Genomic DNA, 22,182 nt, shown 5'->3' with positions numbered 1-22,182 from the left:
TCACCTCGTTGGTTTCAACGCCTCTCCGAGAGATGGCGCCCGTTCGTCCCGGTCGCTCACCATTGTGACCGACAGTGGCCACGAAATGTCCAATTCAGGGTCTTTGTACGAAATCGTAATGTCTTCTTCAGGATCGTGCGCCCGATCGATACGGTACGAAACATCGGAAGGATCGGTGAGTGACTGGAATCCGTGCGCGCACCCCGCCGGGATGTACACGGAAACCTGGGTATCACCGGAGAGTTCAAAGGTTTTCACATTCCGGAATGTCGGCGAATCCGGTCGGAGATCCACCACGACGTCGAAGATCGCGCCGTGCGAACACCGCACCAGCTTCGCCTCGCCGGCTCCGCCGCGCAGGTGCATGCCGCGGACGACACCCTTGCGAGAACGGGAAAGACTGTCCTGGACGAAGCCGTCCGGGTCGATTCCCACCGAAGCGACGACGTCGCGGTCGAAGGTCCGGCTGAAGAAACCGCGCCCGTCCGTGTGCGGGGTGGGTTCGAACAGGTACGCACCGTTGATCTCGGGCACCGGAATGGCCTTCATCGCCCACCCCCGAAGAGGGCCGCCGAAAGGGCGGCGAACTGGTCCTTGAGGCGCTGGGCGTTCATCTCGTTCCGTTCCTGGAGCGTCTGGTGCAGTTCGGCCGAGCGGTTCTCGAGTTCGGTGAACTGCTCGACGAGCCGGTCGAAGGCGACGGTCTTCGCCCGCTGGGTGAAACCCTCGAGGCCCATCTCCGCCATGAGGACGTCGTTCTTCGGTGCGTAGCCGACCGCGACGGTCGGTTTCGCGACCTTCAGGGCGCAGAGCACGTTGTGGTAGCGCGTGGCCACCACGCTGTCCACCGCGGCCATCTCGTGCATCAGCTCGTCCAGTGTCTCCGCCGTGGCCGCCGTCACCAGCGGAGAAGCGGTCTTCTCGATGATCTCGTCGACGACCTGCCGGTCGATCTGGTCACCGATGAACAGCCGGACGGGTCTGCCCTGGTCAACGAGCCAGGCGACGAAACGGTTCATCGTGTCCACGTAGTGGCGGTAGATGCGGTCCGCGTCGGCGCGGTCGTCGTTGCCGCCGTAGTAGGCCATCACGCCGACACCGACGGTGCCCGGGCGTCCGCCGTCCGCCGGGGTGGGGAGGGAGAACGCCAGGTCGGGGTAGACCTGGTCGGCACTCGTGTCGACGCCCATGGCGCGCATGGCGTCGCGGGAGATGTCGTCGCGGTAGGAGCGGTAGGCGGCGAGCCGGCCGGACCAGCGGACCAGGGTCCTGGTCGCCCGGGCGCTGATGTGGTTCGCGCCCACGCAGACGAGGGCCACCTTGGTGCCGAACAGGCGCCCGGTGGCCGAAAGGAGGAAGAGCGAATACGGGAAACCCCACGGACGCAGCGGAAGCGTCGCCTCGAGGACGCCCATGCCGGGCACGATGACGACGTCCTGCTTGCGGACCCAGGCGGCCGTGCGGCCGATGTCGACCAGCTTGCCGAGTCCCTTGAGGACGATCGACCGGAGGCCGGACGCCGTCTCGTACTCGGCCTGGTTCCAGTGCAGCGGGGTCGTGTCGACGCCGTACCGCGCGCGGACGATGTCCGGGCCGCCGACGAGGCCGGTCAGGACCGCGTCCGGGTACTCGGCGCGCAGGTAGCCGAGCACGGCTTCGAGGGAACCGTCGTTGCCGAGGTTCCCCGAACCGAGCAGGCCGAACACGCCGACGCGCGGGGCACGCTTCACGCGAGCCTGCCTTCCCGGCCGGCCACGATCTCGTTGACCGTGGCGACGTCCGAGGCGGTCGGCGCGCGGTCCTCGACGCGCTCGCCGTGGCCGGAGCGGGCGCGGTTGGTCAGCCAGGCACCGAGGTGGCCGAAGCACTCGCGCTTGTCCGCGGCCGAGATCGGCGCGCGGCGGATCAGGTCCGCGAACCCGTAGACGTACTCGCCGAGCAGGCGGACGGTGGGATTCCGGAGCCGGTTCGCTCGCCGCGGGTCCAGATTCGCGCACCGGCTCCGGATGGTCGGGTTGGCCCGTTCCGCGCGGCCCGGGTGGTCGCGGCGGAAGTAGAGCAGCTCGGGCACCTGGTGGAACGGGCCGTGCAGGGCCATCTCGGCCGAGTACGTGCGGTCGGCGTGGTGGTAGCTGTCGAGCGGCTTGACGCGGCGGAGGACGTCGGCGCGGATGACGCCGTAGAAGTCGTCGCCGCCCGGCTCGAACAGGATGCTGCGGAAGCGGTCCGGCGCGTGGCGGGACGCGGTGTTCAGCGTGTACTGCAGGGGCTGGACGATGCGGCCGTCGCCGTCGATGATCGCCTGGTCGCAGTGGGCCAGGATGATGTCCGGTTGCTCGTCGAGGGCCTCGATGCACCGCTTGAGCAGGTCGCGGGCGTACAGGTCGTCGTGGGACACCCACTTGAACAGCTCGGTGCGGGAGACGTCGAACACGAAGTTGTGGTTCGGTGTCGCCCCGATGTTCTTCGGCTGGCGGACGTAGCGGATCCGCGAGTCCTTCTCGGCGTAGCGGCGGCAGATCTCGTCGGTGCCGTCCGTGGAGGCGTTGTCCGAGATGATCAGCTCGAAGTCTTCGTAGGTCTGGCCGAGCAGGGCGTCCAGCGACTCGGCGAGGTACTCCTCGCCGTTGTACACCGGGAGGCCGAGGCTCAGCCGCGGGACGGTGGTCATGGAGTCCTCATTCCTTGATCGGCTCTTTGATCGGCTCGAACACCACGGTGGGCTCGTCGGCCCCCGGCGGCACGTGCTCGCGCAGCCCGGCCCGCAGCTGGAACCACCAGACGACGGAGCCGCTGAGGGTGGCCGTGGCGACGCCCCACGCGGACCCGGCCGCGTCGCCGAGGAACGCGCCGGCGATGCCGAAGGTGACGTAGAACAGGGACGCGACCAGCTGCGAGCGCAGGCTCCGCTTGGCCGCGCCGAGGGCACGCAGGCCGGCCGCCGCGCCGGTGGCGAAGCTCGCGCCGACCACGGCGAGGGTGACCGGCAGGATCAGCGGTGACGCCGAGTCCCAGACCGAGCCCATCACCCAGCGGCCGGCCCGGTCGGGCACGAGCAGGAGCAGGCCGAGGCCCCAGCACAGGGCCGCGCCCGCCTGGCCGCCGCCGAGGATCATGCAGAAGTGCTTCAGGCGGTGCGGTGCGCGCTGGAGCACCCGGGCGCCCTCGGCGACGGTGACCAGAGACAGCCCCATCAGCAGGGCCAGGAACGGGCCGAGGAGCTGCTCGGCCCCGCGGACCGCGCCGACCGCGGTGATGCCGGCGATGGCGCCGAGGCCGTACGCGCGCAGCTGCGACGCGCCGCTGTTGCTGACGTTCTCGACCAGGTACCGGACGCTGAGGTCGCGCTGCGTCCGGAGCCAGCCGAGCATCTCGCGCGGGTGCGGGAGGATCCGCGTCTGGAACCCGCCGTACAGCGCCGCGACCGCGCCGGACAGGCCCCAGGCCAGCACGAACGCGACCACCGTGTGGATCTGCGCGGCGACGTAGAGCGCCGGGAGCAGGGCGATGCCCCACACGCAGTCGTTGACGAACGCCTTCTTGCCCGCACCGCGCGCGAAGAAGGCGAAGCGCCAGGCGTCCTGCAGGAGCAGGCCCGGCAGGACGACCGCGAGGGCGACGAACGCGTTGCCGAGCGGGCCGCCCGCGGCCAGGCCGGCCACCAGGCTGACCAGCCCTGTCACGCAGCCGACGCCGATCGCGGTGCCGGACGCGCTCGCCACGCCCAGCCGCCAGCGGTCTTCCGGCACGGCGCTGAACCGCACCATCAGCGGGTCGGTGGCGAGGCCGCGGGAGATGTTGAGCACCACACCGTAGGTGACCCAGGCGAGGCTGAAGATGCCGAACGCGAACGTGCCGAGCGAGCGGGCCACGTACAGCCCGACGGCGAAGTTGGTCAGGCTGGACACCGCCTGGTCGCCGAGGCCCCAGCTCAGCCGTCCGGCCATCGCGCGAACCGCGCCCGACCGGAGGATCGAGCGCGGTGCACGGCGATGGTTGGCCACGTCGCTCACTCCTTGACCAAGCCGGCGTCGTGGAGGGCGCGGGCGGCGACGTCGACGATGTCGAAGGGCAGCCCCGCCCGTTCGGCGATGTCGAGCAGGCTGTGCTCGCCGTCGGAGAGGTTGAGCACCCACAGCATCGCCATCTGGGCCTGCTTGGCGTCGCTGCGGCCGCCGAGGGAGTCGTACAGCCCGCGTTTGCCGAGCTGCGGCTCGCCGTACGGGCTGAGGTTGACGTACCGGCGGTTGCGGTCCAGGACGCCGAACGCGTCCTTCAACGCCCCGAGCGTGTCCTCCATGGCGGCGGGGGAGACGAAGCCCGGGTTGTCGGCCGAGGTGTGGTACTCCGGGTAGCCCGCGTACGGCGTGCGCGTCAGCGAGCCGACGCCGAGGTTGAAGCCCGGCGAGCAGAACTGGCGCTCGTCGTAGCCGTACGGCGAGAAGTCGACGACGCGGTGCTCCCGCGACCGCAGGACGTGCTGCATGACGCGGTCGATCTCGGCGTCGTCGCGGCGGGACTTCTTGTACGTCAACGCTCCCGGGTCGCCCGCGCACGCCAGCACCAGGCCGTGCTTGACCTTCTCGATGCGGGAAGAGTTGCGGGCCAGCCAGGTGATCGAGCCGATCGTGCCCGGCATGAACAGGAACCGGTACGTGTAGTGCGGCTGAGCCGAAGCCAGCTGCTGGGCCAGCGAAATGGCCACCGCGATGCCCGCGAGGTTGTCGTTCGCCAGCGACGGGTGGCACACGTGGCAGGACACGATGACCTCGTCGGTGACGCGGCCCGGGACGACGTGCTCGGCGTAGGTCAGCGAGCCGTCGGCCAGTGTCGAGTCGATGACGACGTCGTACTCGCCGTCGGGCAGCGCGTCGAGCTTCTCCTGCGCGAGGCAGAACCCCCAGGCCGGGGCGTAGTAGCTGGTCCGGTAGGGCACCCACGACGGCTGGTCCGGCAGCGTGTGCAGGTGCTCCCGCAGCTCGCTCAGCGGCATCCGCCGCCGCACCGGGACGCTGTACCCGACGACGTGCAGGTTCAGCTCCTGGAAGTCGATCACGCGTTCCCCGGAAGGAGCAGCGACGTAGGCGTCCCGGATGTTCCACTCCTGCGGGATCGTCCAGTCCAGCACCGCGGTGCCGGTTGGGACCTCGTGCCGCTCCAGGGCGATGTGCTCGCCGATGATGTCCAGGGTCTGCCGCACGCCGTCGCCGGTGATGCTGCGGCAGATCGGGTACAGCCGCTCGACCAGGGCGTGCAGTTCCGCCCCGGTCCGCAGCTGCGGGGCCGCCACTACTTCCGCCGCAGGGTGGTGTCGACGCGGCCGGCTTCGCCCTCGCTCTTCAGCCAGGCCAGCCGGGTGAACAGCTGCTCGAACGACTCGCGGGTGAGCCCGAACTTGCGGTAGGCCTCGATGAGCTCGACGGCGCCGTCCTTGACCGACCAGTCACAGGTGAAGCCGGGGATCGCCGCGCGGAAGCGCGAGAAGTCGACCCGGTAGGAGCGCGGGTCCGAGCCGGCCTCGCCGGTGATGTTCAGCGTCGAACCCGGCACCGCCTCGACGACCTCCTGGGCGATCTCGGCGACCGTGACGTTGTTCTCCTCGGTGCCGATGTTGAACGCCTTGTTGTGCACGGCCTCCTTGGGCGCGGTCAGGGCCGCGGTGAACGCGCGCGCGATGTCCTGGGCGTGCACCAGCGGCCGCCACGGCGTGCCGTCGGAGAGCACCAGCACCTCGCCGGACAGGTGGGCGTGCGCGGTCAGGTTGTTCAGCACGATGTCGCCGCGCAGCCGCGGCGAGTAGCCGAACGCCGTCGCGTTGCGCATGTACACCGGCGTGAAGTCGTCGTCGGCGAGCTCGTGGACGTCGGCCTCGACGCGCACCTTCGACTCCGCGTACGGCGTCACCGGGCGCAGCGGCGCGTCCTCGTCGACGAGGTTGTCGCCGCCCGCGCCGTACACCGAGCAGGTCGACGCGTAGAGGTACCGCTGCACGCCGGCTTCCTTCGCCAGCTTCGCGAGCTTCACCGACGCGTGGTGGTTGATGTCGTAGGTCAGCTCCGGCGCGAGCGAGCCGAGCGGGTCGTTCGACAGCGCGGCGAGGTGGATCACCGCGTCGAAGCCGGTGACGTGCTCCAAGGAGACGTCCCGCAGGTCGACGACGTGCCCGGCCGGGTCGGCGGGGGCGGGCCCGAGCAGGCAGTCCTCGAACAGCCCGGAGTCCAGGCCGAAGACTTCGTGGCCGGCGGCGGCGAGCACCGGGGCCATCACCGTCCCCAGGTAGCCCTTGTGCCCCGTCAGCAACACCCGCATCGGATTCAGCCCTTCAGATCGAGAGTGAGTTTCTTGACGAAAAACGCTTCGGCGTACTTCGCGGCCGCCTCGATGCCGCGGATCCGGGCCAGCCCGAGGAACGCCTCGCGGTCGTACCACGGCCGGTGCCGCTGCGACGCGTAGTGCTCCTGCAGCAGCCGGACCTTCTCCTCGGCGAGCTCGTCGGACAGCGGCTGGTACACCGACGGGCTGCCGAGGTCGCCGTCCCACTTGACGATCTCGTAGCCGAGCGCCAGGTGGTCGCGGAACGCCGTGGGCACCAGCTTGGCCAGCCCGCGGTGGTCCTGGTGCGCGTCGTCGGTGCGCGGGGCCAGGATGAGGTCCGGGTCGGTCCGCCGCCGGAGCTCCTCCAGCGCGTTCTTGGCCTCTTCCCAGTGGGCCGGGAAGCGCCCGTCCGGCAGCTTGAGCACCGTGACGTCGACGACCGCGCCCGGGCAGAACGCCGCCAGCGCCGCCCGCTCCTCGTCCTCGCGGGGCGTGCCGCCGCCGGAGAGGACGAGGGCGTCGACCCGCAGGCCGGGCCGGGATGCGCAGAGGGTCAGCAGCGTGCCACCGGCGCCGATCGCGATGTCGTCGCAGTGGGCGCCGAGGGCGACGACGCTGCCGAGCCGTCCCGGCCGGAGCCCGATCACGCGGTGCTCACGGCCGCGCGCTCCCACAGCGCCCACGGCCGGTCGCCGTGGCTGTAGGCGTAGTCCAGCGCCGCCCGCTCCTTGACCGTGTCGGTCGGCTTCCAGAACCCGCGGTACGGGTAGGCGAGCAGCCGGCCCTGCTTGGCCAGCTCGGCGCAGCCGTCGGCGACCAGGTCGCCGTTCTCCGGGATGTGGTCGAACACTTCCTGCCGCAGCACGAAGTAGCCGCCGTTTTCCCACAGCGGCATTTCGCTCACCGCGGTGATCGAGCCGACCATGCCGCCTTCGTCCATTTCGACGCAGTGGAACGACGACTGCGGCGGCACGACCATCATCGACGCGCCCGCGTCCGACTTCTCGAACCGTTCGATCATCTCGGGCAGCGGGACGTCGGACAGGACGTCGGCGTAGTTCGCGAGGAACATGTCGTCGCCGTCGAGGTGCTCGCGGACGCGGCGGAGGCGCTCGCCGATCGGCGACTCGATCCCGGTCTGCACGAAGGTGATCGTCCAGTCCGCGATGTCGGTCGAGAGCAGCTCGGCCTTGCCGCCCCGGAGCACGAAGTCGTTCGAAATCGTTTCTTCGTACGACAGGAAGAAGTTCTTGATGTGCGCCGCGCCGTAGCCGAGGCACAGGATGAATTCGGTGTGGCCGAAATGGGCGTAGTAGCGCATCACGTGCCAGATGAGCGGTCTCGGACCGACCATCGCCATCGGCTTCGGGACGTCGTCGGCCGCGCCGTTGCGCATCCGCATCCCGTAGCCACCGCAGAAGAGAACGACCTTCACGTCACTGCACCTCGACGATTTCCAAGTGGGGGATCGGGAACACGAGCTTTCCGCCCCAGGACCCGATGTGGGAGAGCTGTTCGGTCAGTTCCTCCCGGAGGTTCCACGGGAGGACGAGCACGTAGTCGGGCCGGTCGGCTTCGATCCGTTCCGGGGGCAGCACCGGGATGCGGGTGCCCGGGGTGAACCGGCCGTGCTTGTACGGGTTGCGGTCGACCGTGTACTGCAGCAGGTCCGTCCGGATGCCGCAGTGGTTCAGCAGGGTGTTGCCCTTGCCCGGGGCGCCGTAGCCGACGACGGTCTTCCCTTCGCCGCGCGCCTCGATGAGGAACTTCAGCAGGTCCAGCCGCACGCGGGTGACGCGCTCGGCGAACTCGGTGTACCCGGACAGCTCGTGCAGCCCGGCGGCCTTTTCGCGCTCCAGCACGTCGGTCATCCGCTCGCTGGGCTCGCCCGCGACGGCGTCGGGCCGCGCCCACAGCCGGATCGAGCCGCCGTGCGTCGGCACGAGTTCGACGTCGACCACGGTCAGGCCGCCGGTCGCGAGGGCGCGGCGGGCGGATTCGACCGTGTAGTACTGGAAGTGCTCGTGGTAGATCGTGTCGTACTGGTTCTTTTCGATCAGCGTGAGCAGGTGCTGGACCTCGATGGAGACCCAGCCGTCGTCCGCGACCAGGGCGCGCAGGCCCTTGGTGAAGCCGAGGACGTCGGGGATGTGCGCGTAGACGTTGTTGGCGGCGACCAGGTCGGCCGGGCCGTGCTCCTCGCGCACCTGCCGGCCGGTTTCCTCGGAGAGGAAGGCCGTCAGGGTGGGCACGCCGGCGTCACGCGCCGCCTGCCCGACGTTCACCGAAGGTTCCACGCCCAGACACCGGATCCCGTGCCCGACGACGTGCTTCAGCAGGTACCCGTCGTTGCTCGCCACCTCGACGACGAACGACTTCTCGCCGAGCCCGAGCCGCTCCACCGCACCGTCGACGAACCGCTTCGCGTGCTCGACCCACGACGTCGAGAAGGACGAGAAGTACGCGTACTCGGTGAAGGTTTCGCCGGGATCGATCAACGGCGGGATCTGGGCGAGCCAGCAGTCGGTGCACACCTTCAGGTGGAGCGGGAAGGTGGCTTCCGGTTCGTCGAGCTGCTCCGCCGCCAAAAATCGCTCACACGGGGGAGTCGCGCCGAGGTCCACGACACTGGCTGTGTTTGTCGAACCGCAGAGTCGACATGTGGTCATCTACCAGGCTCCTTGGCTCGCGGTCGCGATGTGCACCCAACACGTCGACCGGCGCCGGGAGGTCGTTACAGCGACGCGGGAGCGGCTGGTGGACCGATTCGGAACCGCAACCTGAATGGCCCAACTGTGGCGGGAATCACCAACAGTGCCCAACCGGACCCGTAACGTCCACAGTGGACGTGCTCCTAGGCTGGTCCGATGACTTCGGAGCCGACTCCCCGCCTGCGCGGGTTCGCGGGCGTGGTGCTGACGATCCGCTTCCTGACCGAGCTGGCGCTGCTGGGCGGTCTCGCACTGGCGGGCACCCAGCTCGGCAGCGGGGTGGCGCTGGCCGTCGTCGACGCGGTCCTGCTGCCGGTGGCGGCCGGCGCGCTCTGGGGCCTGTTCATCGCGCCGCGGGCGCGCCGCCGGCTCCCGGAACCGGCCCGCTTCCTGCTCGAATTCGCCCTCTTCGCGGTCACCGGCGTGGTGCTCGCGCTGGTGGGCTGGCTGGTCGTGGGCCTCGTGGTGGCCGTCGCCGGGATCGGCGTCGCGGCGCTGACCAGGGTGGTCGCCAAGGACGGCTGAGCCCTCCCCGCCACCCGGGCGGAGAGGGCGGCAGGCTCAGGCGAGCTTCTCGGCGGCCGGGATGACGTCGGTGGCGAACTTCTCCAGCACCGCCGTCCGGTGGACGTGCGGGACCATGCCCAGCGCCACCTGGATGCCGAGGCCGTTCAGCCGCTCCAGCTCGGCCAGCAGCTCGCTGGACTTCTCACCGTTCTCGCCGACGTCGAGGATGTGGTAGACGGTCTTGACGATCGAGTCGTAGTCGCGGCCCTCGTTCTCGCAGTGCTGCCGCAGCACGTCGAGCTTGCGCTCCAGCTCCGGCCCGTTGAACAGGTTGCAGGCGTCGGCGTACTTCGCGACCAGCCGCAGGGTCTTCTTCTCGCCGCCGCCCCCGATCATGATCAGTGGCCGCGGCTTCTGCAGCGCCTGGGGCACGTTCAGCAGCCGTTCGGCGTCGAAGTGCTTGCTCTTGAACGGCGCGTCGCCCTCGGCCCACATCTGCAGCACGTACTGGAGGTTCTCCTCCAGCAGCTCGAACCGCTCGGCCACGGACGGGAACGGGAAGCCGAGCCCGCGGGACTCCTCCTCGTTCCAGCCCGCGCCGATACCCAGGACCGCGCGGCCGCCGGAGAGCACGTCGAGCGTCGTGATGGCCTTGGCCAGCAGGCCGGGGTGCCGGTAGAGCACGCCGGTGACGACGGTGAGCAGCTTGGCGCGCTCGGTGTGCGCCGCGATGAAGCCGAGGGTCGTGTACGCCTCGAGCATGTCGTTTTCGGCCGGGCCGACGCTGCCGATCTGGAAGAAGTGGTCCATCACGGCGATCGAGTCGAAGCCGGCCTGGTCACCCGCGCGGACGACGGCGGCCAGGTCGGCGCCCAGCGCGGCCGCGCCGTTCGGCCAGGTGAAGTCGGGGATCTGCAGTCCGAGTTTCATGTCCGCCGACCGTATACCTGGAGTTGGACCGGCTGCCCGTCAGAAATCGCGGACCAGGGAGACGCGGCCGTGGAGGGGGTCGGTGACCCAGACCGTGCGCGTCCGCTGGTCGACGGCGACGTCGCCGGGGTTCACGCCCAGCGACAGCTCGCCGCTCAGCGTGCCCGCCGTGCCGTCGACGCGGGCGAGGCCGTTCTGGCCGCCGTTGGTGTACACCGTGTTCGTGCCCTGGTGCACGGCGAGCGCGGAGGATTCACTGCGCAGCAACACGGTCTTGCGTTCGGTGCGGGTCGCTGCATCCACAATGGACATGTGGTGGATGCCGGAGTTCGCCACGTAGACCGTGCCGCTCGCGTGGTGCACCGCGACGCCGGTCGGGTTGCGCCCGACCTTCACCGAGGCGACGAACTTGCCGCTGTCGATCGAGAACACCTCGACCGAATCGGTGGCCGCGCTCGCGCAGTAGGCCAGCTTGCGGCCGGGGTCGACGCCGATCCCGGCGAACCCGGGCTGCGGGCCCGGCACGAGCGCCGCCAGCGTGCAGCTGACGCCGTCGAGCACGGCGAGCGTGCCGGTGGTGCCACTGGCCGCGTAGACGCGGTTGGCGGTCTCGTCGACCGCCAGGGCCGAGGCCCCGGCCCCGGCGCCGATCACGCTCACCAGGTCGAGGGTGCGGCCGTCGAGCACCACGACGGTGCCCCCTGGCGGGTTCGCGACGTAGATCCGGCCGGTCTTCGGGTCGCTCGCGACGTCGCCGGGCTCGCCGCCGACGCGGACCACGTCGACGACCGACAGGCTGCGCGGGTCGACCACCGAAAGCGTCCCGGCCTGGGCGTCGGTGACGTAGCCGAGCCCGGTGACGGGGTTCACCGCGATCCCGGCCGGCGCCCCGCCGAGCTCGACCGTCCGGACGTCCTCCGCGCGGGCCGCCGCCGGCTGGACGAGGGCGCCGGCGCCCGCCGTGACCAGGGCGAACAGCGTCCGACGGCTCAGCTGGCGACCACGCATCGGCGCCTCCGCTCCTGATCATCCCGCCGACCGAGCGTAACCCGCGCCATCTTCACGTGAAGGAACTTCGCGTCCCCCGATCGCGTTGTTTCCACTGGGTATCCCACTTCCAGAGCGGACGGAGGCGAGCGCGCGTGCACGGGCACCAGAACGGACTCAAGACGGCGATGCTGCTCGGCCTGCTGTCGGCGATCATCATCGCGATCAGCGGGCTCTTCGGCCGGGGTGCACTGGTCATCGGGCTGGTCGTGGCCCTCGGGATGAACGCGTACGCCTACTTCAATTCGGACAAACTGGCGCTGCGCGCGATGCGCGCGCGGCCGGTGTCCGAGGTCGAGCAGCCCGCGATGTACCGGATCGTGCGCGAGCTCGCCCAGGTCGCCCGGCAGCCGATGCCGCAGCTCTACATCAGCCCGACGGTCGCGCCGAACGCGTTCGCGACCGGCCGCAGCCCGCGGCACGCGGCGGTGTGCTGCACCACCGGCATCCTCGACCTGCTCGACGAGCGGGAGCTGCGGGCCGTGCTCGGCCACGAGCTGTCGCACGTCTACAACCGCGACATCCTCATCTCGTGCGTGGCCGGGGCGCTGGCCAGCGTGATCAGCGTGCTGGCGAACATCGCGCTGTTCTTCGGCGGCAACAACCGCGACGGCAGCCCGCTGGTCAGCCTGCTGCTGATCTTCGTCGGCCCGATCGCGGCGGCCGTCATCCGGATGGGCGTGAGCCGGTCGCGGGAGTACCAGGCCGACGCGTCCGGTGCCGAGCTGACCGGCGACCCGCTGGGCCTGGCCTCGGCGCTGCGGAAGCTGGACGCCGGCACGCGGGCGCGGCCGCTGGTCGCCGAGCCGCAGCTGGTTTCGCAGTCGCACCTGATGATCGCGAACCCGTTCCGGCCCGGCGAGGGGCTGAGCAAGCTGTTCTCGACGCACCCGCCGATCGCCGACCGCATCCGGCGGCTCGAGGAGATGGCGCGCCGCCCGTTCTAGGCCGACGCCCCCGCGGCGACGGCGACCGCCTTGACGTAGTCGCCGTAGCCGGACTTCGCCAGCTTCTCGCCCAGCGCGTAGCACTCGTCGGCGTCGATGAAGCCCATCCGCAGGGCGATCTCCTCGAGGCAGGCGATGCGGACGCCCGTCCGGTGCTCCAGCACCTGCACGAACTGGCCGGCTTCGAGCAGCGAGTCGTGCGTGCCGGTGTCGAGCCAGGCGAACCCGCGGCTGAGCTCGACCAGCGTCGCCCGGTCCTGGCGCAGGTACGTCAGGTTGACGTCGGTGATCTCGAGCTCACCGCGCGCCGACGGCTTCAGCGACGCGGCGATGTCGACCACCCCGTTGTCGTAGAAGTACAGGCCGGTGATCGCCTTGTTGGAGCGCGGCTTCAGCGGCTTCTCCTCGATGGTGATGAGCTTGCCTGTGTCGTCGACCTCGCCGACGCCGTAGCGCTCCGGGTCCTTCACCGGGTAGCCGAACAGGACACAGCCGTCGAGCTCGCGCACGGCCTGCTGCAGGCGGCTGGAGAAGCCCTGGCCGTAGAAGATGTTGTCGCCGAGGACGAGCGCCACGTCGTCGTCGCCGATGAAGTCCGCGCCGATCACGAAGGCCTCGGCCAGCCCGTTCGGGCTCGGCTGCTCGGCGTAGGAGAACGAGACGCCGAACTGGTCGCCGTTGCCCAGCAGCCTGCGGAACATCGGCAGGTCGGTGGGGGTGGAGATGACGAGGATCTCCCGGATCCCGGCCAGCATCAGCACCGAGACCGGGTAGTAGACCATCGGCTTGTCGTAGACCGGCAGCAGCTGCTTGGACACCGCCTGGGTGATCGGGTGCAGGCGTGTCCCGCTGCCTCCGGCCAGCACGATCCCCTTCATGGACTGCCTCCCTCTTCCGCGGCCGCGACCCGACCACCCTACGGGCCGTCGCTAGAGCGCGGATCCTTTACCGAAGTAGGCCTTGCAGCCGTCGTTGTCCTCGGTGGCGATCTCGAGCACGTTCCGGCCGTCGTCGACCGGCAGCAGCGTCGAGGAGTAGTTGGGGCAGAAGTTGTTCCGGATGCCGGTGATGTGCACGGGAGCAGGCAGTTCGTACCAGTGGCCGCTGCCGAAGTCGTCGTTCGCGAGCAGGACCTGGCCGTTCTGCGGCTGCGGGACGCCCTTCGCGTCGGTGTAGATCTGGCCGACCATCAGGATCCGCACCCCGTTCGGGCCGCCCGGGAAGAGGGTGATGGTTTGCGCATGCTGGAAGTAATTGCCGGTGGCGGTGTCCACACGGGTGCCCGGATCGGCCGGATCGCCCCAGTTGGCGCCGTCGGCGGAGATCTTGAAGTACGGGTCGCAGTAGCGGTCGCGGAAGTTGCAGATCTCGTAGGCGAAGTAGTAGCGGCCGTCGGGCAGCCGCCGGATGACCGGCATGCCCGGCCGGACGCGGTCGGGCGGGATGGCCATGGTGAGCTGCTTGGTGCCCCAGTTCACCCCGTCGGTCGAGGCGACCCGGTTGAGCACCTGCGCGTACTTCGGTGCCTGCGTCTCGTCGGCGAAGTGGAGCCAGAGCGTGCCGCCGGCGTCGACGGTGAACTCGGGCTCCCAGATGCCGTCGATGTTGTGCGACCGGGCGGCCTCGGACAGGAAGCTCCACGAGCGGCCGCCGTCCCTGCTGGCCCAGACGCGGATCCCGATCCGGCGCTCCGGCCCGGCGTCCTGCCGGTAGGACGCGGCCCACAGCAGCGTGCCCGCGCGGAGCCTGCCGACGCGTTCCGGCAGCTCGTAGACGGTGCCGCAGCACATGCCGGCCCGGCCGTCGGGGTCCCGGATGGTGCCGATCCGGTGGAACGACTCGCCCTCGTCGGTGCTCTCCAGCACGGGGGTGAACTTGCCGCCGGCGTCCTCGCTGGTCAGCGTGGCGATGATGCGGCCGTCCGCCAGCCGGATCAGCCGCGGGTAGGCGCCGAAGCCGGGGATGAGCTGCGTGCGCTCGCCTGCGTGGGCGGGGGTGAGCAGCGAGGCGATGGCGGCGAGCGTCACCAGGAAGACCAGCGAACGGCGCAACTCGACCCCCTCCACGCGGTGACCGCGCGATTACAACACGAGGGGGCGACGGTCACCGGGCGCGTTCACGCGTTCGGGTAACGCCGGTGGACCCACGGGCACCTGGAACCAGGTACCCGCAGGTCAACGCGGGTAAGTCACCGGTAGTTGGTGAACTGCAGCGCGATCTCGAAGTCCTTGCCCTTCAGCAGGGCGATGACCTCCTGCAGCTGGTCCTTCTTCTTGCCCGACACCCGCAGCTGGTCGCCCTGGATCTGGGCCTGGACGCCCTTGGGGCCTTCGTCGCGGATGAACTTGGCGATCTGCTTCGCCTTGTCCGAGGCGATGCCCTGCAGGATCTTGCCGGAGATCTTGTAGATCTTGCCCGACAGCGCCGGCTCGCCCGCCTCGAAGGCCTTCAGGGAGATGCTGCGCTTGATCAGCTTCTCCTTGAACACCTCGACCGCGGCCAGCGCGCGCTCCTCGGTCTCGGACTCGATCGTGAGCGCCTCCTCGCCGGCCCAGTTGATCGTCGTGCCGGTGCCGCGGAAGTCGAACCGGGTGCCCAGCTCCTTGCTCGCCTGGTTGAGCGCGTTGTCCACCTCCTGGCGGTCGACCTTGCTCACGACGTCGAAAGAGGGATCCGCCACGTGTCCTCACACCTCGTACTCGCTTGTCAGGGGCCACCCAGCCTAGCCCCTCCTCACCCGACGGGTATCCCGGTTGACCCCTGCTCGGAGGGGTTGGGTAAGCTTTCCCCCGGCCGGTGCGACCGGCCTTGGCGGGTTACCCGAGTGGCCAAAGGGGACTGGCTGTAAACCAGTTGGCATTGCCTACGGGGGTTCGAATCCCTCACCCGCCACGTTCGTTCGTGAGAGAGCCTTGTCTGCGGAAAGCGCAGACAAGGCTCTCTTTCGTTGTGTCTTTTGGGGGTCGAACCCCCAAACCCCCGCCAGGGGGCTCCGCCCCCTGGACCCCCGAGTGTGGTCACCTGGGCTATCAGCCGCCGGTTTTCGCGGTGATTGAGAATTGATTATCTTATGCTGAGTGATGGTATCGTGCCTGGTGGTCGGCTATGTGCGAGATGGGCGATTTCGGGTTTGTTATCCCGGTGAATCCGCAGGTCGGGGGACTCTGATCGCCGATTCGGGCGAAGGCCAGTTCCGCCTTTGGACCGGTTTTCCGAAATACCGGTAACGCATTTCTTGAGCGACTCGACGCCAGCTTCGGGTGCAGGGGCGCCGGGGGTTCCACCGAGTCGCTGGAGGAGCACATGGCCATTTCCGCAACGTTGCGACCCGTCCGTGAGGAGCTGGTCCGGGTGCAGTACGCCGAACCCGCGCTCGTGGCCGGGTACGCGAACGACCACGCCGGGTGGGGGCCCACCGCGCGGTACCACCATTCGCGGCGCTACGCCATCGACCAGGTCCTCGCCGGCTGCGGGGGTGGTGACCTGCTCGATGTCGGGTGCGGGCCGGGGATGATGGTGCGGCACCTGCTCGACACGCGGCCCGGCGACTTCCGGATCACCGCCTGCGACCAGTCTCCCGCCATGGTCGACGCCGTTGCGGCCCGCGCGGGTGACCAGGTGCGGCTGGCGGTCGGGGACATCCAGGACATGCCGTTCGAGGACCGGCAGTTCGACGTCGTGCTCGCGATGGGCGTGCTCGAGTACACCGATGCCGCGCAGGCGCTGCACGAAGTCGCGCGGGTCACCCGGCCCGGCGGGCTCGTCGTCACGACGATGCTCAACCCGAGGAGCCCGTACCGGCTCTTCGAATGGGGCGTCTTCTGGCCCGCTCGCCGCACCCTCGGCGCCCTGGAACGCGTCGTCGGCGTCCCGCCGTCGAGACGGCACGGTGCCCGCCGCACCGGGATCGTCGCGCTCACCCCGCGGCGGCTGCGGGAACTGCTGTGGCGGGCCGGCCTGCAGCCGGGGGAGGTCATCGCCTATGACGTCACCGCGTCCGTGCCGCCGTTCGACCGGCTCGTGCGGCGGCGGGACCGCTCGTGGCGGGAGCGTCCGGAAACGACGATCGCGCGCGGGGCGAACCGCTGGCTGGGCACCGGTTACCTGGTCGCCGCCCGGAAGCTCGCCGGGTAGCGGAACGGCCGGTTTCCCTTGGGGAGAGGGAAACCGGCCGTCGGCGGCGGCGCTCGGGGTTACGCCGCCTGGGAAACCGGCGTCGAAGCCGGGGTCAGGGCGAGGTCGAGGACCTCGCGCACGTTCGCCACCGCGTGCACGTCGAGCTGGCTCAGCACCTCGGCCGGGACGTCGTCCAGGTCGGGCTCGTTGCGCTGCGGGATGATCACCGTCTTCATCCCCGCCCGGTGGGCGGCCAGCAGCTTCTGCTTCACGCCGCCGATCGGCAGGACGCGGCCGGTCAGCGACACCTCGCCGGTCATCGCCACGTCCGCGCGGACCACGCGGCCGGAGAGCAGCGACGCCAGCGCCGTCGTCATCGTGACGCCCGCCGACGGCCCGTCCTTCGGGACCGCGCCCGCCGGCACGTGGACGTGGATGCCGCGCTTGCGCAGGTCGCCCACCGGCAGCTCCAGCTCCGCGCCGTGCGACCGCAGGTAGGACAGCGCGATCTGCACCGACTCCTTCATCACGTCGCCGAGCTGGCCGGTCAGCTGCAGCCCGGACGCGCCGGACTCCTCGTCGGCCAGCGACGCCTCGATGTAGAGGACGTCACCGCCCGCGCCGGTCACCGCCAGGCCGGTCGCCACGCCCGGGGTCGCCGTGCGCTGCGTCGACGCCGGCAGCGACGACTCCGGGATGTGCCGCGGCCGGCCCAGGTAGGTCTCCAGGTCGGACGCGTCGATCGAAACCGGCAGCGCCACCTCGTCCAGCGCCACCTTGGTCGCGACCTTGCGCAGCACCTTGGCGATCGTCCGGTTCGCGTCGCGCACGCCCGCCTCGCGGGTGTATTCGGCGGCGATCCGGCTGAACGCGGCGTCGGTCAGGACGACGTCGGACGTGCCGAGGCCGGCTCGCTCCAGCTCGCGGGGGAGCAGGTGGTCGCGGGCGATGGTGACCTTCTCGTGCTCGGTGTAGCCGTCCAGGGTGACGAGCTCCATGCGGTCCAGCAGCGGGCCGGGGATGGTCTCCAGCGCGTTGGCCGTGGCCAGGAACACGACGTCGGACAGGTCCAGCTCGACCTCGAGGTAGTGGTCGCGGAACGTGTGGTTCTGCTCCGGGTCCAGCACTTCGAGCAGCGCCGCGGTCGGGTCGCCGCGGTAGTCGGCGCCGACCTTGTCGATCTCGTCGAGCAGCACGACCGGGTTCATCGAGCCGGCTTCCTTGATGGCGCGGACGATCCGGCCGGGCAGCGCGCCGACGTACGTGCGGCGGTGACCGCGGATCTCCGCCTCGTCGCGGATGCCGCCGAGGGCGACCCGGACGAACTTGCGGCCCATGGCCTTCGCGACGGATTCACCCAGCGACGTCTTGCCGACCCCGGGAGGGCCCGCGAGAGCCAGCACGGCACCGGAGCGACGGCCGCCGACCGGGCCCAGGCCCGACTCGGCACGGCGCTTGCGCACGGCCAGGTACTCGATGATGCGTTCCTTGACGTCGTCGAGCCCGGCGTGGTCGGCGTCGAGGATCGCGCGGGCGGCCGCGATGTCGTAGACGTCCTCGGTGCGCTCGTTCCAGGGCAGCTCCAGGACGGTGTCCAGCCAGGTGCGGATCCAGCCGCCCTCGGGGGACTGGTCGGACGTGCGATCCAGCTTGTCCACTTCGGCCAGCGCGGCCTTCTTGACGGCGTCGGGCAGCTCGGCTCCCTCGACGCGGGCGCGGTAGTCCGTCTCGTCGGCGGTGCCGTCGAGCTCGCCGAGCTCCTTGCGGATGGCTTCGAGCTGGCGGCGCAGCAGGAACTCCTTCTGCTGCTTCTCCATGCCCTCGGCGACGTCCTTGCGGATGGTGTCGGTCACCTCGAGCTCGGCCAGGTACTCCTTGCTCCACTCGAGGGCCTTCTCCAGCCGGGCGGCGACGTCCAAAGTGGACAGCAGCTCGAGCTTCTGCTCGGTGCTCAGGTACGGCGCGTTGCCGGAGAGGTCGGCGACCGCGGAGGGCTCCTCGACCTGCTGGACGGCGTCGATCAGCTGCCAGCCGCCGCGCTGCTGGAGGATCGAGATGACGACGGCCTTGTACTCGGCCGCGAGCTTGGCGGCCTGGTCGCCGGTGATCTCGGGGGCGTCCTCGGCGTGCACCCACCGGGCCGCGCCGGGCCCGTCGGCGATCCGGCCGACGACGGCGCGGCCGGTGCCGCGCAGCAGGACGGCGGCCTTGCCGCCGGGGACGCGGCCGATCCGCTCGACCGTGGCGACGGTGCCGAACTCGGCGTACTCGCCGTGGACGCGCGGGACGATGAGAACCTCGGCCTTGGTGGCCGCGGAGGACCGGATGCCGGGGAAGGACGCCTGGCTCGGCGTCTTGGCCTGTGCGGACTCCACCGCGGCCCGCGTCTCGGTGTCGGTCAGGTCGAGCGGGACGACCATGCCCGGCAGCACGACGTCGTCATCGAGCGGGAGCACGGGCAGGAGGCGGGTGTCGGACATGTGCACTCCTCGTGTAGTTGAGTCTGCCTAGCTCAACTCTCCGATGGGTGCGTTTGTTTCCGATGGTGCGTTCGCCCACAGCGATCGGGGAAAGTGCAGGTCAGGGCGCTGGTTTCTCTGCGACGGCGCACCAGGCGAACGGGCGGGCCTCCGCTTCGAGAGCGTTGACCTTCCGGTCCGGCCGCCAGTCCGGCAGGTGCACGATCCCCGGCTCCAGGATCCGCCAGTCGCCGAACAGCGGCTCGATCTCCTCGCGGTCGCGCAGCCAGACCGGGTTGCTCGTCTTGCGGTACTGCTCGACGAACCAGCGCAGCCCCTCCAGGTACGGGCCCGATCCGTCGCCCTCGCTCATCTGGGAGATCGCCAGCCAGCTGCCCGGGGCCAGTGCGTCGCGGTAGGCCGCCAGGAGGCCGTCCGGGTCGTCGTCCGGGCCGACGAAGTGCAGCACCGCCGCCATGATCAAGCAGACCGGCTGGGAGAAGTCGATCAGCCGCCGCGTCTCCTCGGCGCGGAGGACGGACTTCGCGTTCCTCATGTCGGCCTGGACGATGCCCGCCCAGTCCGTGGCCATGCCCTCTTCGAGGATGAGCGTTGCGTGGGCGACGGCGACCGGCTCGTAGTCGACGTAGACCACCTTCGCGTCGTGGTCCTCGGGGAGCTCCGCCTCGACCACCTCGTGCACGTTGCCCGCCGTCGGGACGCCCGAGCCCAGGTCGATGAACTGCCGGATCCCGGCGCGCAGGGCCGCCCGCACCGCGCGGTTCATGAACTCGCGGTTCTGCTTCGACCCCGGGCGCACCAGCGGCCACTGCTGCTCCATGCGCCTGCCGAACTCGCGGTCCACGGCCCAGTTCTGGGTACCGCCCAGGTACCAGTCGTAGATCCGGGCCGCGGACGGCTTCTCGGTGTCGACACCCTCGGGCGCTCTCGGCGCGGAATCCCGCTGGTCGGTCACTTCAGGCTCCCCTCGCTGGCGGCGAGGGCAAGCCTATAAGCCCAGCGCAATCCCGGTAATCCTCCGGTCGTTCACCGAACAGCCGGTCGACGCTGCCAGTACGTCCACAGCGGGCGGTAGCCCTGCGCGTACCAGAACGGCGTCGACAGCGGGTTCGCCGCCGCGTGGTGCAGCAGGACGACGTCGGCTCCTTCCTCGTCCAGGACGTGGTGGGCGTGCGTCGCCAGCGCGGTGCCGACGCCGGACGACCGCGCCGCCTCGGCCACGGCCAGCGAGGACAGGTAGCCCACCCGGGAGGCGGCGACGCGGCCGCTGATCCAGCCGGTCTCGCCCGGGTGCTGGACGCTCACCATGCCGAGCGGACGGCCGTACAGCTCTGCGATCCACAACGGCGGCTCCGGCCGCTTCAGCTGCTCGGCGAGGTCCTTCGCCAGGATGTCCTCGACGCCGGAGCGCCAGTTCACCGTGCCGTACTGGGCGTCGTAGGAATGCAGTTCCATGCCGAGCGCCACCGCGGTCTCGAGGTCGCCGGGCTCGGCGCGGCGGATCTTGACCCCCGGCGTCCCCAGCGGCGTGGCCGGGACCAGCCGCTGTGACGGGCGGACCGCGACCACCCGCAGCGGGGCGAAGCCGTGGTGCAGCATTTCCCGCGCGCCGGCGGCGTCGCGGCTCGCGCGGGGGACGATCGCCGCCGTCTCGGTGTCGCCGCGCTCGGCGACCGCGCGCAGATGTTCATCCCATCGGGTGAGGAGGGCGTCGAGGACGGCCGCCGGCTGCGGGCCGGCCAGCTGGAGGTCGAGGCGGTGCTCGGTGAGCGCGCGCCACGGGGCGTTGGGGGCGTCGCGGTCGACCTGGACGCGGGACGCCAGCCCGGACGCGGCGGAGTCGCCCGTGGCGACCTCCAGTACCACCGCGTTTTCCGCCGCTTCGAAGGGAGTCGAGCCGGGGAGGAGGGGATCCACCGCCGCGAGCCGGGCCGCGTGCTCAGTGGCAATCACATCGCTGTGCATGGAGCTATTGAAGCGCTACCCGGCGCTGCACGCGTAGAGATGCAGGCGGAGAACCGGCAGAGTTCGGACAACCCCCGCTTGAGGGGGCTCCGGGTGGCGAAGCCCCCGGCCCGGGGCGAAGCCCCGGTTGTCACAGCCGTTTCACACTTTGGTCCACGCAGGTCAGCGCGTTCGAGGCATTGTTAACCCTGGGGTGATCTCCTACTGTCTCGAAAGGGACACGGGTACGCCTGACGGGGTACGGTATGGCCCTTGTCCACACCCGAAGTCACGGATCAGCACCGGTGGACAAGCCGGGAGGGAAGGTCGGATGCCGGACACCAACGCCCACGGTGACGCCGTCGCGCAGGCGCAGCCCGGGCCGGGAGCCGCTTCCGGGACACCTCCGGTCTCCGCCGAAGCCCGCACCGACGAACGCCGCTTCCGCGTCTACACCTTCGCCGTGCTCAGCCTCGGGCTCGTCGCCGCGTTCGCGGTCGGCTCGTGGCTGCCGTTCGAGTGGAACGACCGGCTGCTGTGGATCGGGCCGGTGCTCGCGGTCGCCTTCCTGCTCGCCGAACAGCTCGGCATCAACGTCGACGTCCGCAGCGGCATCTCGTGGACGATCTCCTTCACCGAGATCCCGCTCGTCATCGGCTTCTTCATCGCGCCGTTCGAGGTCGTGCTGGCCGCGCACCTGGTCGCCGGCATCGGCACGCTGCTCGCGCGCAAGGTCGCCGGCCGCGTGCTCTACAACGCGGGCGCGTTCCTGCTCGAGATCACCGGCGCCTTCGCGGTCGCCGGGCTGGTGAAGCACCTGGCCGGGACCGGCGACCGGATCCCGTGGGTCGCGGCGCTGGCCGGCACCCTGACCGCGCCGCTGGTGAGCACCCTGCTCGCGCTGGCCGCGGTCCGCGTGCTGCGCCGCCGGATGCGGGTCAGCACCGCCGTCCGGCTCACCGGGCGGATCCTGGTCGTCGGCTTCGTCAACGCCTCCGTCGGCCTCTCCGGCTACCTCGTCATCTCCAGCACGCCCCAGGCGTGGCCGCTGGTGCTCGCCGTCTTCCTCGGCCTCACCGCGCTCTACTGGGCGTACTCGGACCTGCTGCGCGAGCAGCGGGACATGGAGGCGCTCTCCGACGTCAGCCTGATGGTGGCCCGCTCGGGCCAGCAGGCCGCGGCGCG

General features: G+C 70.3%; 20 protein-coding genes, 1 tRNA gene and 1 pseudogene. 5 read left to right on the top strand and 17 right to left on the bottom strand.

Annotation, left to right across the window (positions count from 1 at the left end):
* From ABZX11_RS07375 to ABZX11_RS07335, 9 genes are read right to left on the bottom strand one after another with little or no spacing between them, the layout of a single operon-like run.
* Entirely contained in the window at positions 1-549 is a 549-nt protein-coding gene (locus ABZX11_RS07375; RefSeq protein WP_354910703.1) for a dTDP-4-dehydrorhamnose 3,5-epimerase family protein, read from the bottom strand.
* Entirely contained in the window at positions 546-1,730 is a 1,185-nt protein-coding gene (locus ABZX11_RS07370) for a polysaccharide pyruvyl transferase family protein (protein WP_354910701.1), read from the bottom strand. Before ABZX11_RS07370 ends, ABZX11_RS07375 begins: the two co-directional genes overlap by 4 nt.
* Positions 1,727-2,671 (bottom strand): glycosyltransferase family 2 protein, encoded by a 945-nt coding sequence (locus ABZX11_RS07365; RefSeq protein WP_176173355.1) that lies wholly within the window; start codon positions 2,669-2,671, stop codon positions 1,727-1,729. The genes ABZX11_RS07370 and ABZX11_RS07365 overlap by 4 nt, the downstream gene beginning before the upstream one ends.
* A 7-nt stretch (positions 2,672-2,678) precedes the next feature.
* A complete protein-coding gene (locus ABZX11_RS07360; RefSeq protein WP_354910698.1) occupies positions 2,679-4,004 on the bottom strand; it encodes a hypothetical protein in 1,326 nt (441 codons plus the stop codon).
* 5 nt (positions 4,005-4,009) lie between these two features.
* Complete coding sequence (locus ABZX11_RS07355; protein WP_354910695.1) at positions 4,010-5,290, bottom strand: DUF4910 domain-containing protein; 1,281 nt, start codon at positions 5,288-5,290, stop codon at positions 4,010-4,012.
* Positions 5,290-6,309, bottom strand: a complete 1,020-nt coding sequence (locus ABZX11_RS07350) for an SDR family oxidoreductase (RefSeq protein ID WP_176173352.1) — start codon at positions 6,307-6,309, stop codon at positions 5,290-5,292. Before ABZX11_RS07350 ends, ABZX11_RS07355 begins: the two co-directional genes overlap by 1 nt.
* 5 nt (positions 6,310-6,314) lie before the next feature.
* The gene (locus tag ABZX11_RS07345) at positions 6,315-6,962 is read right to left on the bottom strand and encodes a PIG-L deacetylase family protein (protein WP_176173351.1); all 648 of its coding nucleotides are present in this window, start codon (positions 6,960-6,962) and stop codon (positions 6,315-6,317) included.
* Positions 6,959-7,750, bottom strand: a complete 792-nt coding sequence (locus tag ABZX11_RS07340; protein ID WP_176173350.1) for a sugar phosphate nucleotidyltransferase — start codon at positions 7,748-7,750, stop codon at positions 6,959-6,961. The genes ABZX11_RS07345 and ABZX11_RS07340 overlap by 4 nt, the downstream gene beginning before the upstream one ends.
* A 1-nt stretch (position 7,751) precedes the next feature.
* On the bottom strand, positions 7,752-8,984 hold the full coding sequence (locus ABZX11_RS07335) for a class I SAM-dependent methyltransferase (protein WP_354910690.1): 1,233 nt from the start codon (positions 8,982-8,984) through the stop codon (positions 7,752-7,754).
* Positions 8,985-9,182: 198 nt separating this feature from the next.
* Between ABZX11_RS07335 and ABZX11_RS07330 the strand changes: the two genes are divergently transcribed.
* Positions 9,183-9,551: a YrdB family protein gene (locus ABZX11_RS07330; protein WP_354910688.1), complete on the top strand. Its 369-nt coding sequence runs from the start codon at positions 9,183-9,185 to the stop codon at positions 9,549-9,551.
* Between the two features lie 36 nt (positions 9,552-9,587).
* On the opposite strand, the gene ABZX11_RS07325 is transcribed toward ABZX11_RS07330, so the two are convergent.
* Both ABZX11_RS07325 and ABZX11_RS07320 read right to left on the bottom strand, forming a co-directional pair.
* Complete coding sequence (locus ABZX11_RS07325) at positions 9,588-10,463, bottom strand: LLM class F420-dependent oxidoreductase (RefSeq protein ID WP_354910685.1); 876 nt, start codon at positions 10,461-10,463, stop codon at positions 9,588-9,590.
* Positions 10,464-10,502: 39 nt separating this feature from the next.
* Positions 10,503-11,471 carry a YncE family protein gene (locus tag ABZX11_RS07320; RefSeq protein WP_354910682.1) on the bottom strand — a complete coding sequence of 323 codons (969 nt, stop codon included), beginning with the start codon at positions 11,469-11,471 and terminating at the stop codon, positions 10,503-10,505.
* A 134-nt stretch (positions 11,472-11,605) separates the two neighbouring features.
* Here ABZX11_RS07320 and htpX point away from each other — a divergent pair, with 134 nt between their 5' ends.
* Complete coding sequence (gene htpX, locus ABZX11_RS07315; RefSeq protein ID WP_176173345.1) at positions 11,606-12,457, top strand: zinc metalloprotease HtpX; 852 nt, start codon at positions 11,606-11,608, stop codon at positions 12,455-12,457.
* On the opposite strand, the gene rfbA is transcribed toward htpX, so the two are convergent.
* From rfbA to ABZX11_RS07300, 3 genes are all read right to left on the bottom strand, one after another.
* On the bottom strand, positions 12,454-13,335 hold the full coding sequence (gene rfbA / locus ABZX11_RS07310) for a glucose-1-phosphate thymidylyltransferase RfbA (protein WP_176173344.1): 882 nt from the start codon (positions 13,333-13,335) through the stop codon (positions 12,454-12,456). The genes htpX and rfbA overlap by 4 nt on opposite strands.
* A 51-nt stretch (positions 13,336-13,386) precedes the next feature.
* Entirely contained in the window at positions 13,387-14,523 is a 1,137-nt protein-coding gene (locus tag ABZX11_RS07305; protein WP_354910677.1) for a sialidase family protein, read from the bottom strand.
* Positions 14,524-14,645: 122 nt separating this feature from the next.
* Positions 14,646-15,137, bottom strand: coding sequence for a YajQ family cyclic di-GMP-binding protein (locus ABZX11_RS07300; protein WP_176173343.1), 492 nt, complete (start codon positions 15,135-15,137; stop codon positions 14,646-14,648).
* 130 nt (positions 15,138-15,267) lie between these two features.
* On the opposite strand from ABZX11_RS07300, the gene ABZX11_RS07295 reads away from it, so the two are divergent.
* Together ABZX11_RS07295 and ABZX11_RS07290 are read left to right on the top strand one after the other, a co-directional pair.
* Positions 15,268-15,349 (top strand) — tRNA-Tyr (locus tag ABZX11_RS07295).
* A 411-nt stretch (positions 15,350-15,760) separates the two neighbouring features.
* The gene (locus tag ABZX11_RS07290; RefSeq protein ID WP_354910674.1) at positions 15,761-16,591 is read left to right on the top strand and encodes a class I SAM-dependent methyltransferase; all 831 of its coding nucleotides are present in this window, start codon (positions 15,761-15,763) and stop codon (positions 16,589-16,591) included.
* Between the two features lie 59 nt (positions 16,592-16,650).
* On the opposite strand, the gene lon is transcribed toward ABZX11_RS07290, so the two are convergent.
* The 3 genes from lon to ABZX11_RS07275 all read right to left on the bottom strand — a co-directional run bounded on the left by lon (position 16,651) and on the right by ABZX11_RS07275 (position 21,018).
* Complete coding sequence (gene lon / locus ABZX11_RS07285; protein ID WP_354910672.1) at positions 16,651-19,053, bottom strand: endopeptidase La; 2,403 nt, start codon at positions 19,051-19,053, stop codon at positions 16,651-16,653.
* Positions 19,054-19,153: 100 nt separating this feature from the next.
* Positions 19,154-20,008 (bottom strand): SAM-dependent methyltransferase, encoded by an 855-nt coding sequence (locus tag ABZX11_RS07280; RefSeq protein WP_176173341.1) that lies wholly within the window; start codon positions 20,006-20,008, stop codon positions 19,154-19,156.
* A 71-nt stretch (positions 20,009-20,079) separates the two neighbouring features.
* Positions 20,080-21,018 (bottom strand): GNAT family N-acetyltransferase, encoded by a 939-nt coding sequence (locus ABZX11_RS07275; RefSeq protein ID WP_176173340.1) that lies wholly within the window; start codon positions 21,016-21,018, stop codon positions 20,080-20,082.
* A 310-nt stretch (positions 21,019-21,328) separates the two neighbouring features.
* Here ABZX11_RS07275 and ABZX11_RS07270 point away from each other — a divergent pair.
* Positions 21,329-22,182 (top strand): annotated as a pseudogene (locus ABZX11_RS07270) (diguanylate phosphodiesterase); the annotation flags it as partial.

It is taken from the genome of Amycolatopsis sp. NPDC004169 (assembly GCF_040610315.1).
Taxonomy (GTDB): domain Bacteria; phylum Actinomycetota; class Actinomycetes; order Mycobacteriales; family Pseudonocardiaceae; genus Amycolatopsis.
Note: the sequence above shows the minus strand (reverse complement) of the source record. Positions and strands in the feature narration are given on the sequence as shown.